The organism is Pseudomonas sp. IT-P4 (assembly GCF_949767755.1).
GTDB classification, from domain to species: Bacteria; Pseudomonadota; Gammaproteobacteria; order Pseudomonadales; family Pseudomonadaceae; genus Aquipseudomonas; species Aquipseudomonas monachiensis.
On record NZ_CATKPX010000029.1, the window covers coordinates 41,772 to 56,340 of the forward strand.

Consider the following 14,569-nt stretch of genomic DNA (forward strand, 5'->3'; position numbering starts at 1 on the left):
GAATGTCGATGGACGCCCACAACTCAACATTAGCAACCACCCCGAAATTCTGGCTAGGCGACGAGACGGCGTTTGATGGTGCGCAGCTTATCAACTCTAATCGCCCGATTGTCGTGTTCGATTCAGGTGTGGGTGGCTTAACAGTAGCACGGCAACTGGAAAAGTTACTTCCCGACGCAAACATTCTATATGTAGCGGATAACGATTGGTTCCCTTACGGTAACAAGACTGGATCTGCGGTAGCTCAACGGGTCCAACAGTTGTTCGATGAGCTTCATACGCAGGTAAGCCCCTCAGCGATAGTCGTAGCGTGCAATACAGCTTCAATAGCGATAATAGAGAACGGCCTCGACCAGTTTAGGCACAATTGCTTTTTGGTCACGCCACCGATAGATGAAGCGCTTGAAACCTCCGAGAACAAAAATATTGTTTTGCTTGCTACTCCCAGCACGCTTGAAAGCAGACACATCATTCAGGAGATAACCAAAGCTAAAATGCACGCAAGAATATGGCCAATCGCGACCCAAGCGCTAGTAACACTATCTGAGACTAAACTAGCAGGAGAGGACACAAATTTCGATGACTTTGCTGAACTGATCGATAATCACCTTACAAAAGAGCAGCGATTATCAGTCGACACAGTTATTCTAGGCTGCACTCACTTCCCTCACTTGATCGATGACTTACGCAAGATCTTTCCAACTGCTGAAAACTGGATTGATCCCGCCAAAAAGCTTGCTTCGCAGGTAGCATCTTTAACGACAAAAAAATCAGAACCCATTAATTCCCCATTTAAAATCACCACATTCACAAGCAAGCACGGACTGACCAAATACCACAAGGTATTTTCGAATAATGGATTCGGTATAAGGCCACCCATCAATAGAGATACAATTCTACAACAAAATTAGCCATCTTAGCATTTAGTCACATTGCACCGCACTGTTCTCTACGTAACTAGGCTCAGTACATTTTACTTTTTACGCAGTATAGCCCTACCCAGTCTTTTCAAGAATGGAGATCAAGTATATGAATTTTTTTACCAAGGAGTATCGGTGGGTAATTTTAACTGTAGCCACTTTAGCTCAAGCGTGCGCCTGCTTCTTTGTACAAGGATTTGGAGCCATTGCAATACATGTAAAAACTGAAATGGCCCTGAGTAACTGGCAGATAGGAATACTAGTATCAGCAGCACAACTCATCCCTCTTATTGGACTTTTGGTCGCTGGCGAGTTGCTGGACAAGTACAGCGAACGGTTTGTTGTAGGAATGGGAACAGTGATCGTCGGAGTCGCATTGTGCGGAGCAGCGCTGGTTACTTCTTATATAGAGTTACTTATACTTCTTACAATATTGGGCGTTGGGTACAGCACCGCTCAGCCTGGAGGAAGCAAATCAGTATCCAATTGGTTTGCAGGTAATCAGTTAGGATTCGCAATGGGAATCCGACAAGCTGGATTACCACTTGGCGGCGCAATGGCAGCACTACTGCTTCCATTTATTGCTACCCGCTACTCGGTTCAAGCAGCCTTCCTAACCGGAGGTATGGTCGCCTTGTTTGGCGCTACTTTATTTATGCTGCTATATAAGTCTCCTGAGCGACAACACTGCCCCCCAAAAAAACAAGTCGACTTAAGGTCCGCGATTGCATCACGTTTTTTGATGGCAAAGGACCCATCCATGAGAAACATTATGCTGTCGGGTGCCAGCCTTACCGCTTCGCAGTACGCCATCTCAGTCTTTCTAGTCTTGTACCTTCATACTTCGCTTGGACTTGATAGCTTCGTTGCGACAACGATGTTATTTGTAGTGCTTGGGGCAGGCATAACTGGAAGAATTATACTTGCAGCTTGGAGCGACCGCTGCAAGGCTGGTAGATACTACCCTGTGTTGATTTGTTTGGGTGCAGTTACTGTATTTTTAACACTACTGCCACTTTTGGAGACCAAAAATCTGGCGATCGTCAGTGTATTTATGGCTCTGACTGGATTTTTCGCATACGGGTGGTATGGCCCTTGGGTGGCTTATGTAGCCGAGACCGCTCCTGCTGATCGCAAGGGCTTCGCGCTTGGAATGGCTATGACCGCTAATCAGATTTCCGTCGTATTGGTGCCACCAATTATTGGTCTGTCGAAAGACAGCTTCGGAACCTTTGCTTATGGCTGGGGGGTATTGGCAATAATCTCTGCCATTGTGTTGTTTATTACCAGCAAGAGAAAAAAGGAAATAGTAATGGCCTCTGGATAGTTTTGTTTAACACTCGCATTCCACTGAAGATCGATGCACGGCGCATTACAACAGGTTCGAGTATCTATAGGACAATAAGGAGCTAATTTTCTGGGGCAAGATCGAGGGGCACGCGCCGAGCTTTCGTATCAATTCCGAACAGAAGGTCTGGTTCAAGCAAGCAGATCAAGTGAAGAAGAAGCTTTTAACGGTCAGCGGAGTGTGTCTGATCCGTTTGAAAAGTCGAGCAAGCCGTTTCTTGAGGTTCATCTCGTTAAACATTTGGCATAGGAAGGTTCAGACCGTCCAAGCAACGCTATAGCGCTATGCCAGAACTGTCATCAACGTTGTCACAATTCAAGTGATCGGGATGAGTTCACTGCTTCGCTTTACAAAAGAGTTGAACGGTTGATTCCCGAATAGTCGGGCATGCTGGATTCTGTGGCGAGGGAGCTTGTCGGATCGCCGCACCGTCCCGTTCGGCTGCGGAGCAGTCGCCCAGCGAGTTACGTGCTCTGCCTGATTAACCGCGTTTGCTGAGTTTGGGGCCGCTTCGCAGCCCAGCGGGAGCAAGCTCCCTCGCCACAATAAGGTGTTTGTCTGCCAAATCCGTGCAAGGGCTGCCAACCAGGCTCAATGCCCCACCTTCCCTCCTTCATCCCCTTCCACATAATCCACCCGATAATTCGCCACATAACTATCCACAGCCGTCCCGATCGTAGGAAAAAACGCCGTCTCCCCCAACCGTGCAAACAACCCGAACCGCTTCAGCTTGTCCTTCACCGGATCCTTCATTTCGGCAATGCACAACTCGATACCCGCCGCATGCAACGTGTCGCCCAGTTCGGCCAGCATGTCGGCGGAGGTCACGTCGACGCTGGTGACCGGTTCTGCGGCGACTACCAGCCAGCGCACGGGTGTGGGCGATGCTGCCACGGCGTCCAGCACGCGGTCGCTGAACAATTCGGCGTTGGCGAAAAACAAGGGCGCATCCCAGCGAAACAGGACCAGGCCGGGGATCAGGCGCGCTTCGGGGTAGCGTTTGATGTCGTGGTAGCCCTTGACCCCTTCGGCGCGGCCCAATACCGCGGAGTACGGGCGCCAGCCGTCCCAGAGGAATTCAATGACGGCAATCACGATGGCCAGGCCGATGCCCTCGATCGCGCCGAACACGGCCACGCCGACGGTACAGACAATCGATAGCCAGCATTCCCAACGCTGGATACGGTAGATCCGGCGCAGGTCGGTGATCTCGATCAGGCCAATGGCCGAGGCGATCACGACGGCCGCCAGGGCGCTGGACGGTAGATGTTGCAGCAGGTCCGGTGCCACCACCAGCAGCAAGGCAACCGCCAGTGCGCCGACAACGCCGGTCAGTTGGGTTTTGGCGCCGGCCGCCTCCGCCACGGGGGTTCGTGACGAGCTGCTACTGATCGGGAAGCCCTGGAAAAAACCGGCTGCGAGGTTGGCGATGCCCAGGCCTACCATTTCCTGGTTCGGGTTGACGTAGGTGCGGGTCCGCGCCGCATAGACGCGGGAGAGCACGCTGGTGTCGGCGAACGAGACGAGTGCGACGGCGCAACCGCCGATCAGCACCGGGACGATGTCGGCGCGGGTGATCCAGGGGATGGCGAAGCCGGGCAAGCCTTGGGGGAGCGAGCCGAGGACCGACACACCGGCGCGTGTCGCCAGGTCGAGCACACCCACGGCGACTGTCGCGCCTACCACGGCGATCAGAATGCCCGGCAATCGCGGCCATCGTTTGAGCAGCAGGATCGCCGCCAGGGTGAGCCCGCCCACCGTGAAGGTGGTCCAGTTGACCTTTCCCTCCATCACAGACGAGGCGATGGCCGCGATGTTTCTCAATGGGCCGTCGGATTCAATCGAAAAACCGAACAGCTTGGGCAACTGGCTGATCAAGACGGTCAGTGCGATGCCGTTCATGTAGCCGTAGCGGATTGGTTTGGACAGCAGCTCGGTGATGAACCCCAGGCGTGCCATACCGGCCAGGATGCACACCGCTCCCGAGACGATCGCCATCATCCCCGCCAGGGCGACGGCACGCTGCGGGTCGCCGCCGGAGAGTGGAATGATCACGGCAAGGATGACGGCCACCAGGGAAGAATCCGGCCCCATCACCAGAATTCGGCTGGGGCCGAACAAGGCATAGAACAGCAGCGGAACGATGGTCGCGTAGAGGCCATAGATGCCCGGCACGCCCGAAGCCACCGCATAGGCGATACCGACGGGCACCAGCATCGTGGTCAGCACCAGGCCGGCGACGATGTCGTAACGCAACCATTCCGGTTGGTATTCCCGCAGTATGCCCAGCCCCGGTAGCCAGCGGCGCCAACCGGTCTGTTCATCGCGGCGAGCTATGCGGCCCGGTTCCGGGAGAGGGGGCGAAGCATCTGAATGGCTCATGAACCGCCCTCGTTGATGGACTGTGCAAACTCCGGGATATCGAAGTGATCTCAGTGTAGCTATTGCTTCGAATGCGCCATCACTGGAAGCTGTTCATCTAAAGGACTTGGAACCCGACATGAAATTCGACCTCGCCTACTGCCTCAGCCTCAACGACAAGTTGTCGATCTACGACGTGCGGGATCTGAATTTCGACGAGACGATGGATTTCGACTCCGCCAGGGAACACTTTCAATGCCCCAACGATGCCTGTCGCCTGGCGTTCGATACGGCCAATGAGCTAGGCACGTTCAACGCCAAGAACGTGAATTACGTGCGCACGCCGCACTTCAAGAACTTGCCGAGTACGCGGCATGTCGAGGGCTGCCCTTATGTCAGCCTGAAGACGCCGACGTCGAGTGTGGATGAGACGGAAACGGATGACAGTCGCGAGGAACATTTCCCATCGGAATTGTTACTGACTCGGCGCGAATATGTGCGTAAGCCGCCCAGCTCGGTGGTGATTGCCGATGTGGTTCGGGATGAGCCATTGGCGCCCAAGGCGGCTAGTCATGTTGAGCAACCGAGCAGGGAGTCGGCCCCGGACAAGACCAGCGTCTTCGCCCATCCGGTGGAGTGTTTCGTGTCGAACTTCGACGACAAGGATTTGCTCAAGCGCGTGCCGCTGAAAATTGGCGAGCACACCGCGCCTTACGGGTCGTTTTTCAAGAAGATCGAATACCTGCAAGACAACAAGGGGCTGATTTACTGGGGCAAAGTCAAGGAGATCAAGGACTACACCCAGAGCTTTCGCATCGACTTCGAGAAGAAGGTCTGGCTCGAGAAAAAGCCCTACTCGGTCAATGTCTACCTGAGCAAGAAACTGATCGACAGCTACCGCAAGCGCAAGGCGTTCCTGGAGGAGATCAAGCACGCCATCGAGAGCGGGCGGGCGTTGTACTGCTTCTTTTATGGCGTAACGCCCGAGCTGAAGCAGGTGCCGAGCAAGAAAAACCCCGAGCAAACGTTCGGGGTGTTCAGCGCCAACATTGAAAACCTGGATCACTTTATTGTGCGCGAAGCGCCGGGGTTGGCGGGTAAATAAGCGCAGTGCCGTTCGTCTGTCTGAAAAGAAAAATTAAAAAATGCGTTTGATCCGGGCTCAAAACAACTGTACAAAAACACAGTATATTTTGACCAACACTCTCGAGCCCGGAGAACACCATGGCCTCTCAAGCGATGAAAATCACCCTGGAACGTATCGCCCTCTTCCAATTCACCCCGGCCCACTGCGCCCAGGCCCGAGCGATGCTGGGCTGGAGCGTGGAGGAGCTATCGCGGGAATCCCGGGTCTCGGTGGATGCCATTCAACGCTTCGAGGCGCGACAGGAGGTGCGGGATGTCACGCGCCTGGCGCTGGCCTATCGGCTTGAAGCCGAAGGGTTGGTGTTCTTCCCGGGGTTTGCACCGGGTCGAGGGATGAATGTGAGAGGGTCGACGCCGAATCCGGTTGGGCGGGCGGATTTTGCGATGGTGGAGTGAGGGTTAACAGATGAACGAAATCGACGATGGCGATAACTGCGTTTATCAGGCACTGGGCATTCCCGATGCTGGTGATGTGCGGGCCAAATCTGATTGCGTTATGAAAATTGGCCTTCTGCTGGAAAGCGTCCGGCTGAGTAAGACGGATGCTGCGCAGAAGCTCGGATTATCTGTCGAAGAACTAAACGAAATACTTCGAGGGAAGTTTCGCGACCTGAGCGTGGCAAAGATCTCGGGGTTCCTTGAGCAGTTAAAGAACTCGCGTGGCTAACTGATTTAGTTGAACTCCCAAGCCGGTCCGCAGACCGGCCGGGGTCACAACTTCACGCGTTCTGCACCACTCGCTCACTCTCCCCTTCCACCGCCATCCACCACGCCCCACCACGCTGCGGATGCATCAAGTTGAACGCCTCGCCCATCTGCGGTGTGGTGATCGATACGTTGCGCTCCCAGGCCAGGGCCAGGATGCGGTCGAAGGGTTCGTACCAGGCGTGCATCGACAGGTCGAAGGTGCCGTTGTGGATCGGCAGTAGCCAGCGGCCCTTGAGGTCGAGGTGGGCTTGCAGGGTTTGTTCGGGTTGCATGTGCACGTGCGGCCAGTCGACGTTATAGGCACCGGTTTCCATCAGGGTCAGGTCGAATGGGCCGTACTGTTCGCCGATGCGTTTGAAGCCGTCGAAGTAGCCGCTGTCGCCGCTGAAGAAAAGGCGTGTGTCGCCGTCGATCATCACCCACGAGGCCCACAGGGTGCTGTTGCTGTCGAACAGGCCACGGCCGGAAAAGTGCTGTGACGGGGTGGCGATGAACTGGATGCCATCGACTTCCGTGCCTTGCCACCAATCCAGTTGGCGGACTTTGCTGGCGTCGATGCCCCACTTGATCAGGGTGTCGCCTACGCCCAATGGGGTAAGGAAGTGTTTGGTCTTGTCCGCGAGCTTGAGCACCGCCTGATAATCCAGGTGGTCATAGTGGTCGTGGGACAGGATCACCGCTTCGATCGGTGGCAATTGTTCCAGGCTGATCGGTGGCTGATGAAAACGCTTGGGGCCGGCCCATTGCACGGGGGAGGCGCGCTCGGCGAAGACCGGGTCGGTGATCCAGAATTTGTCGCGCAGCTTGAGCAGCACCGTGGAGTGGCCCAGACGATAGACGCTGTGGTTGGGCGCTGCGATCAGCGCGGCTTGAGTCAGCGCTTGCACCGGCACGGGTGCGCTTGGGCGGGTGTTCTGCGGTTTGTGAAACAGCGCGGTCCACAGGATGCCCATGGTTTTGCCAAAGCTTAAACGTTGAACCGGCGTGAAGTTTTGATACTGCCCTTGGGCCTGTCGGGACGCTTCAGGTGTGGAGGCGTTGTCCGCCGGGGAGTTTGAATTGGCCATGACTGAATGACTCCAGAAAAACCGCGCATCGCGCGACTTTCCGTTTTGGGACGATAAATGGCCAAGGCACGCACGCATCAGCCGGACGTTCTATTTTTGCTGGGCAGGGTTAACAAAACATTACACTGCACAGTGTAGTTTCTAGGTTGCATCAAAGTCGATGACAAGTAAACTACTGAGTGTAATTCCCACCTTCTCCCCTGCCGAAGCGTACTTATGACAGCTCCACAGCGCCTCACCGACCGAAAACGCCAAGCGATCATTCAAGCCGCGATCAACGAATTCCGTGAAAACGGTTTCGAGATCACCAGCATGGACAAGATTGCTGCCACTGCCGGTGTGTCGAAGCGCACGGTGTACAACCACTTTCCCAGCAAGGAAGAGTTGTTCGCCGAGATCCTCAATCAGTTATGGATCCGGGTGACGGCAGAACAGGAAGCGACCTACAGCCCCGACCTGCCGTTGCGCGAGCAATTGCGCGGGTTGCTGATGGCCAAGCTGCAAATGTTGGGCGATGACAATTTTCTCGACCTGGCGCGGGTGGCGATAGCGGCGACGATTCATTCCCCGGAGCGGGCGCAGGATATGGTGGCGCGAATGGGCGAACGCGAAGAAGGGTTGACGGTATGGATTCGTGCCGCTCAGGCCGATGGTCGCTTGAAAGCCGTAGCTCCCGAATTCGCCGCTCAACAGATCCATGGCCTGCTCAAGTCTTTTGCATTCTGGCCGCAGATTTCCATGGGGCAACCCAGCTTGTCAGCCAAGGAGCAACACACGGTGGCGGATTCCGCGCTGGACATGTTTCTGGCCTGCTATCAGTTGCAATAAATGACAAGGTCGAAGGTGGTGTTAGAAGGATTGATGACTCGGATTTGAACGGCACGATGTGTTTCAGAATGAAACCGGCGCTGAGGCTATAGTGAGCTTCAGTCCCAGCGCCAGACAGAGAGCATCATGACCACCAGCCACGAAACCGCCGCCCACGTCGATCACCTGCGTTTCCATCGCCCTCATGCCCACCTCGCACCGACCTTTGGCAATGACAAGTTTGCCTTGCGCGCCGAAGCCTTTGCACGATTCTTCGGCACACCGACCTTTCTCGGCGCACAAACGCTGATCGTGGTGATCTGGGTGTGCCTCAACCTCTCCGGTTTCACCCACTTCGATGCGTACCCGTTCATCCTGCTCAACCTGGCTTTCAGCCTGCAATCGGCCTATGCCGCGCCATTGATTCTGTTGGCCCAGACGCGTCAGGCCGCGCGAGACAAAGCCCAGTCCGATGCCGATGCGCAGCACCGCGAAGCGCTGGCGACCGCCAACAGTGAGCGGCAGGCGGAGGCCGCGAAAAACTCTGCGCAACTGCTGGAGTTGCTCGAGCAGAACACCCGTCTCACAGAGATGACCAAGATCCTCACCGAGCGCATCGAAAACCTGACAACGGAAATGCACCAGCAGTTCGTGCGCAAGGATAAGCCGAAGGCTTGAACGGTTTCACGGCAGTTTCAGCGCCCGCCCCAACTCATCGAACAAGGTAACCACCGAGCGCAAGGCGCGGCAGTCGGGACGGGTCAGCAGCCATAGCGCAGTGTCGTATCCGTGCAGCGGTTCGCTCAGCGGCTGTAAACCGTCGCCGATCAAGAAGTCCGGTAACGCCGCTACACCCAGCCCCGCCCTGACCAACTCGGTCACCGACAGCATGCTGTTGCAGCGATAGCCCGGCGTTACGCCCGGCAAGGCCTGGCGACGCCAGGTAACGGTCGGGTGATCAGGCAGGAAGTCATCCGGGGCGATCCAGGTCAATGAGGCCAGGTCAGTGCTATTGACCGTTTGCAGGTATCGCTCACTGGCACACACTCGGTAGGAAATATCCGCCAGCCGCCGTCCCACCAGATGCTCCGGTGGCGTGCGGGTCAGGCGCAGGGCGATATCGGCATCCCGACGGCTGAGGTTGGCAAAATCATTGGACGTGCTGAGCTCGAGGGTCAGCGCCATAGTTCGGCATGAACTGCGCCAGCGCCGGCAACAGCAAACCTTGCAGGACCGAATCGGTACAGGTCAGGCGCACGATGCCGCTGATCACTTCACCGCCCTGCTCCACACCGATGCGCGCCGCCTCCAGTGCCTGCTCAGCGCGCTCGGCCTGTTCCGCCAGGGACTGCGCCAGGGTGGTGGGCAGGTAACCGGCGCGGCTTTTTTCGAACAGTTGCTGGCCCAGCGCAGCCTCCAGCCGGCGCACCGCTCGAAACACCGTCGAGACATCCACCTTGAGCAGTTGCGCGGCCCGGGCCAGAGAGCCGCCGCGCACCAGGGCGAGGATCAGCGCCAGGTCCGGGTAGTCCAGTCGATAGTGCGTCGCTGCATTGATCACTTGGATAAACGCCAATATTGAGTGCGTGAACGCCAATCTATAGTGGGCACCGGCAATCAACAAGTGCAGAGGCCCCACATGGAAACCCGCCCGATTCGCATCGCCCTGATCGGCGACTACGACCCGCAAGTCACCGCCCACCAGGCCATTCCTGTAGCTCTGGAAAAGGCCGCTGAACACAGCGGCCTGAACGTGCAATGGCATTGGCTGGCCACCGATGAAATCAGCGCCGAGACACCGTTGCACAGATTCGACGGTTTCTGGTGCGTACCGGCCAGCCCTTACCGCAGCACGGACGGTGCGTTGCTGGCGATTCGCTTTGCCCGCGAACAACGGCGACCTTTCCTCGGCACCTGCGGTGGTTTTCAACACGCGGTGCTGGAATATGCACGCAATGTACTGGGCTGGTCGGATGCCGAACACGGCGAGACAAATCCCGATGCCGCGCGAGCGCTGCTGACACCGCTGGCGTGCTCACTGGTGGAGGCCGTCGATACCATTCATTTACAGGAAGGCTCGTTGATTGCCCAGGCGTACGAAAACGCCGAGACTCGTGAAGGCTATCGCTGTCGTTATGGGATGAATCCGCAGTTCGAAGAGGAGTTGCTCAAGCGCGAACTTCACGCCGTCGGCCACGATTCTGAACACGGACTGCGGGCGGTCGAACTCGGTGATCATCCATTCTTTGTCGCGACCTTGTTCCAGCCCGAGCGGGCGGCGCTCAAGGGCATCTTGCCGCCGTTGGTTGGCGCCTTTGTCGAAGCCTGTGCGGGGCGCTCGTCATGATCGCCGATACGCCAGCTGCGCCTTATTACGCGGTGATCTTCACCTCACTGCGTACCGAGGGTGACCAGGGTTACGCCGATGCGGCTGCACGGATGCTGGAACTGGTCCGTGAACAGCCGGGGTTTCTTGGAGTGGAGTCGGCGCGGGGCCAGGATGGGCTTGGGATTACGGTGTCGTACTGGGCCAGTGAAGCGGCGATTCTGGCGTGGAAGCATCATCCTGAGCATGCGGCCATTCGCGAGAGTGGGCGCTCGACCTGGTATGCGCGGTGTCATACGCGGGTGTGCCGGGTAGAGCGGGCTTACGGATTCAATCAGTAACTGATTTAGAGTTCTTCAGGCCGCCATCGCGAGCAAGCTCGCTCCCACATTTTGATCCCGGTCGGTCACAACATTTGTGCGCGACAAAGATCTACTGTGGGAGCGAGCTTGCTCGCGATGGGGCCAGTACAGTCACCGCAAAAACTCACCCCCGAACCAAACTGCGAACCGCCGAAATCTCCGGCACTTCCCGCCGGTTCATGTACACCCGCAACGGCTCGGTGATGTTGATCCGGTCATCGATGTTCTGGTCCAGCAACAACTGGATCAATTCGCGTTTGAGCGTCATGGTTTGCTCAGGCCCCGCGGCCCAGACGAATTCGCTGGTCGGGATGATGCCGTCGTCCGCCACGTCCATGCCAAACGAGTCTTCGCTGAAGCGCACGATGTAGTGCCCGGTCTTGCGGTTGAGGCCGACAAAGCCTTTGAGTTGGTCGGCAGCCTGGCAGATGAGCTGGGAAGTGATGCGCATGGTAAACCCCGCAATGGTGATCATTGGTTTGCACGCAGGGCCTGCGTTTCCCTCTGTCGGGGAAATTGCAGGGCCCCAGCGTACTGCAAACGGGCGCACAAAAGCGCTGACGAAAATCAGCTTTAGACAGGTTTATGTCGGCCTGGCGATAGCGCCTGCAAAGATGAATTGTTAAAAGGGACCGCTCACTTATTGCGAAAGGATCTCGACCATGCCCGCAACCTTTACCAAAAGCGCCCTGTTACTGAGCCTGTTGCTCGGTCTCGGCCACGCACAGGCCGCCAGCGAACCTGGCCCCTCGGTACTGGCGACCCGCTTGGGCATTCCGCATCCAGCGGTGATCGCCCACCGTGGCGCGTCGTTCGATGCGCCGGAATCCACCGCCGCCGCCTACAGGACTGCCCGCGACCTGGGCGCCGACTACCTGGAGCTGGATCTGCAGCGCAGCAAGGATGGCGTGCTGTTCGCCCTGCACGACAACAATCTGCAACGCACCACCGACGTCGCCAGCAAATTCCCCGAGCGCAAGGACAGCCCCGCCAATGCGTTCACCATGGCCGAACTGAAAACCCTGGACGCGGGCAGCTGGTTCAATGCCGCGTACCCGGATCGCGCACGCCCGGCCTTCGCGGGCCTGAAGATCCTGACCCTCGATGAAATCATCGACATCGCCGAGGGCAACAGCCTGCACAAGCCCGGCCTGTATATCGAGACCAAGGAGCCCAAGCAGTTTCCCGGCATCGAACACGACCTCAAGGAAAAACTTCAGGACCGTGGCTGGCTGAGCCCGACCGCTTCGAAACTGGAAAAAAGCGAGCTGGCGGTCGGCCAGGGCAAAGGCAAGGTGATCCTGCAGACCTTCGAGAAGAGCAGCCTCGAACTGCTGCAAAAGGAGATGCCGAAGGTGCCGAAGATCCTGCTGTTGTGGGTCGGTGAAGGCAGTATCGAGCCCAAGTCAAAGGTGACATTTGCCGAGTCCGGCGAACAGGATAAAGCCGCGTACTACGCCAGACAGCAACCGAAGGACAAGGCCGAATTCCAGCAATGGGTCGACTACGCCAAGGCCCAGGGCGCCATCGGCACCGGCCCGTCCGCTGCACTGACCCAGGGTGGCGACCAGAGCTACTCGGATCTGGTGCAACCCTGGATGAACCAGTACACCCACGACCAGGGCCTGCTGGTACACGTCTACACCATCGACGATGCGGTGGACTACCGCAAAGTCATGGACGCCGGTGTCGACGGCATCTTCACCAATCGCGCCAGTGAGTTGTTGAAGTTCTATAAACGCCCGGCGGCGGCGAGTGTGGCGCAGGTGCTACAGAACAACGGGTATTGATCCAAAATTGCGCAAAACCTGTGGGAGCGAGCTTGCTCGCGATAGGGCCATCAGCTTCAACATCCACGTTGACTGACACTCCGCTTTCGCGGGCAAGCCACGCTCCCACCAGGGATTGATGCAAGACATGCCGGGGGTTTTAAGGGTGGATTAAGTTACACAAGCTAACCTGATCTCACTTGAACGGATCACCCAAGGAAAGAAGCCCATGAAGACCCTGACTGCTTTGTTTACCGCTGCAACCCTGACCCTCACCGCCGGTCTGGCCCAGGCCGATGTGCGGGTCGATCAGATCCCGCAACTGGTCAAGGACGGCAAGATCAAGCCACTGGAAGACCTGAACAAGATCGCGCTGGATCTGCACCCGGGTGCAACGATTACCAAGACCGAGCTGGACAACCACTTCAACGGTTACGAGTACGAAGTCGAACTGCGTGACGCCAAGAACGTCGAGTGGGATGTGGACATCGATGCCTCCAACGGCAAGGTCCTGGAAAACAAACAGGACAAGTAATCCCGAAACAAATAAAAGCCGCGCGATGGGAACATCGCGCGGCTTTTGCGTTTTCTGAGCGTCACAAAAAAGTCATCAGCGCTTGCGATGATGCCGCTCACGTGAACCTGTAAAAACGTGACAGGCGCCTCCCCTTGCGAGTCCTCATGAACCACAGCATCGATCAAAGCCATCGCGACACGGATCTGTTCGGCCTGCTTTACGGTTTCAGCTTTCGCCCCGGTGAGGCCGGTCGGGAAATCAATTCCACCGAAGCCTTGCAGTACCTGCAACAGCCGCAAAGCGACGAGCAATTTCTCTGGCTGCACCTGAACCTCGCCCACGCCGCGTGCGAGCGCTGGATGAAAAGCCATCTGGAGTTGCCCGAGGAGTTTTTCGAAGCGCTGCACGAAGGCTCGCGCTCGACGCGCATAGAGCATGTCGACTCCGCGTTGCTGGCGGTGGTCAACGACGTGGTGTTCAACCTCAGCAACATGGTCTCCTCGGATGTCTCGACCCTATGGGTGTGCGCCCGCAGCCAATTGATCATCAGCGCCCGCCTGCAACCGCTGCACTCGGTGGACAAATTGCGCTCGTCGGTAAAGGCCCGGGAGTGCTTTCGCTCCCCGCTGGAGTTGCTGGTGCATTTGCTGCGCGACCAGGGTGAAGTGCTGACCCAGATCGTGCGCAAGACCAGTCAGAGCGTGGATCAGATCGAAGATGAATTGCTGTCCTCACGGCTGTCGACCAACCGCGCCGAGCTGGGTGCCAATCGACGGGTGCTGGTGCGATTGCAACGGTTGCTGGCGCTGGAACCGGGTTCGTTGCTGCGCCTGCTCAACCGGCCGCCGCAATGGCTGCAAAAGGAAGACGTGAAGGAGTTGCGCAAATCCACCGAGGAGTTCGCGCTGATCATCAACGACCTCACGGCACTGGGTGAGCGGATCAAGCTGTTGCAGGAAGAGATCGCCGCCAACATCAACGAACAGACCAACCGCACGCTGTTCACCCTGACGGTGGTGACAGTGCTGGCGCTGCCGATCAATATCATCGCCGGTTTCTTCGGCATGAACGTCGGCGGCATTCCCCTGGCCGGCGACCCGCAGGGTTTCTGGATCCTGGTGGCACTGGTCGCAACCTTTACCGTGATCGCCGGGCGCTGGGCGTTTCGCAAGCAGCAGGATTATTGAACGCACCGCGGCGGGCAAAGGCATTGTGCTTTCGTTCAAAGTTGGCACTTC

15 protein-coding genes and 2 pseudogenes are annotated in these 14,569 nt (G+C 57.2%); 13 read left to right on the forward strand and 4 right to left on the reverse strand.

All coding sequences use genetic code 11. From position 1 onward, the window contains the following. Positions 1 to 8: 8 nt before the first annotated feature. The 3 genes and pseudogenes from murI to ACM6IT_RS11910 all read left to right on the forward strand — a co-directional run. The gene (gene murI / locus ACM6IT_RS11900; protein ID WP_414918049.1) at positions 9 to 911 is read left to right on the forward strand and encodes a glutamate racemase; all 903 of its coding nucleotides are present in this window, start codon (positions 9 to 11) and stop codon (positions 909 to 911) included. Between the two features lie 118 nt (positions 912 to 1,029). Further along, positions 1,030 to 2,247: an MFS transporter gene (locus tag ACM6IT_RS11905; protein WP_414918050.1), complete on the forward strand. Its 1,218-nt coding sequence runs from the start codon at positions 1,030 to 1,032 to the stop codon at positions 2,245 to 2,247. Positions 2,248 to 2,475: 228 nt separating this feature from the next. Beyond that, positions 2,476 to 2,649 (forward strand): annotated as a pseudogene (locus ACM6IT_RS11910) (HNH endonuclease); the annotation flags it as partial. 210 nt (positions 2,650 to 2,859) lie between these two features. Here the strand turns inward: ACM6IT_RS11910 and ACM6IT_RS11915 are convergent. Continuing rightward, complete coding sequence (locus tag ACM6IT_RS11915) at positions 2,860 to 4,650, reverse strand: SulP family inorganic anion transporter (protein WP_414918051.1); 1,791 nt, start codon at positions 4,648 to 4,650, stop codon at positions 2,860 to 2,862. A gap of 118 nt (positions 4,651 to 4,768) precedes the next feature. Between ACM6IT_RS11915 and ACM6IT_RS11920 the strand changes: the two genes are divergently transcribed. The 3 genes from ACM6IT_RS11920 (at position 4,769) to ACM6IT_RS11930 (ending at position 6,442) form a co-directional block, all read left to right on the forward strand. Further along, complete coding sequence (locus ACM6IT_RS11920; protein ID WP_414918052.1) at positions 4,769 to 5,734, forward strand: hypothetical protein; 966 nt, start codon at positions 4,769 to 4,771, stop codon at positions 5,732 to 5,734. Between the two features lie 119 nt (positions 5,735 to 5,853). Next, complete coding sequence (locus ACM6IT_RS11925; protein ID WP_056725875.1) at positions 5,854 to 6,171, forward strand: helix-turn-helix transcriptional regulator; 318 nt, start codon at positions 5,854 to 5,856, stop codon at positions 6,169 to 6,171. Between the two features lie 10 nt (positions 6,172 to 6,181). Next, positions 6,182 to 6,442: an XRE family transcriptional regulator gene (locus ACM6IT_RS11930; protein ID WP_414918053.1), complete on the forward strand. Its 261-nt coding sequence runs from the start codon at positions 6,182 to 6,184 to the stop codon at positions 6,440 to 6,442. A 52-nt stretch (positions 6,443 to 6,494) separates the two neighbouring features. Here the strand turns inward: ACM6IT_RS11930 and ACM6IT_RS11935 are convergent, their stop codons facing one another. Continuing rightward, positions 6,495 to 7,550, reverse strand: coding sequence for an MBL fold metallo-hydrolase (locus tag ACM6IT_RS11935; protein WP_414918054.1), 1,056 nt, complete (start codon positions 7,548 to 7,550; stop codon positions 6,495 to 6,497). A gap of 216 nt (positions 7,551 to 7,766) precedes the next feature. Here ACM6IT_RS11935 and ACM6IT_RS11940 point away from each other — a divergent pair, with 216 nt between their 5' ends. Further along, a complete protein-coding gene (locus ACM6IT_RS11940; protein WP_056725879.1) occupies positions 7,767 to 8,378 on the forward strand; it encodes a TetR/AcrR family transcriptional regulator in 612 nt (203 codons plus the stop codon). A 126-nt stretch (positions 8,379 to 8,504) separates the two neighbouring features. Next, entirely contained in the window at positions 8,505 to 9,035 is a 531-nt protein-coding gene (locus ACM6IT_RS11945) for a DUF1003 domain-containing protein (RefSeq protein WP_414918055.1), read from the forward strand. 6 nt (positions 9,036 to 9,041) lie between these two features. Here ACM6IT_RS11945 and ACM6IT_RS11950 read toward each other — a convergent pair. Continuing rightward, a pseudogene (locus tag ACM6IT_RS11950) lies at positions 9,042 to 9,981 on the reverse strand (LysR family transcriptional regulator). 15 nt (positions 9,982 to 9,996) lie between these two features. Between ACM6IT_RS11950 and ACM6IT_RS11955 the strand changes: the two are divergent. After that, positions 9,997 to 10,704 (forward strand): CTP synthase, encoded by a 708-nt coding sequence (locus ACM6IT_RS11955; protein WP_414918056.1) that lies wholly within the window; start codon positions 9,997 to 9,999, stop codon positions 10,702 to 10,704. Then, positions 10,701 to 11,024 carry an antibiotic biosynthesis monooxygenase family protein gene (locus tag ACM6IT_RS11960; protein ID WP_414918057.1) on the forward strand — a complete coding sequence of 108 codons (324 nt, stop codon included), beginning with the start codon at positions 10,701 to 10,703 and terminating at the stop codon, positions 11,022 to 11,024. Before ACM6IT_RS11955 ends, ACM6IT_RS11960 begins: the two co-directional genes overlap by 4 nt. A gap of 145 nt (positions 11,025 to 11,169) precedes the next feature. On the opposite strand, the gene ACM6IT_RS11965 is transcribed toward ACM6IT_RS11960, so the two are convergent. Then, positions 11,170 to 11,496, reverse strand: coding sequence for a DUF2025 family protein (locus ACM6IT_RS11965; protein ID WP_056726322.1), 327 nt, complete (start codon positions 11,494 to 11,496; stop codon positions 11,170 to 11,172). A 211-nt stretch (positions 11,497 to 11,707) separates the two neighbouring features. Between ACM6IT_RS11965 and ACM6IT_RS11970 the strand changes: the two genes are divergently transcribed. The 3 genes from ACM6IT_RS11970 (at position 11,708) to ACM6IT_RS11980 (ending at position 14,518) form a co-directional block, all read left to right on the forward strand. Beyond that, positions 11,708 to 12,835, forward strand: coding sequence for a glycerophosphodiester phosphodiesterase (locus ACM6IT_RS11970; protein WP_414918058.1), 1,128 nt, complete (start codon positions 11,708 to 11,710; stop codon positions 12,833 to 12,835). A 208-nt stretch (positions 12,836 to 13,043) separates the two neighbouring features. Next, positions 13,044 to 13,349, forward strand: a complete 306-nt coding sequence (locus ACM6IT_RS11975; RefSeq protein ID WP_223541261.1) for a PepSY domain-containing protein — start codon at positions 13,044 to 13,046, stop codon at positions 13,347 to 13,349. A 146-nt stretch (positions 13,350 to 13,495) separates the two neighbouring features. After that, entirely contained in the window at positions 13,496 to 14,518 is a 1,023-nt protein-coding gene (locus ACM6IT_RS11980; RefSeq protein ID WP_414918059.1) for a transporter, read from the forward strand. The last annotated feature ends 51 nt before the right edge of the window (positions 14,519 to 14,569 follow it).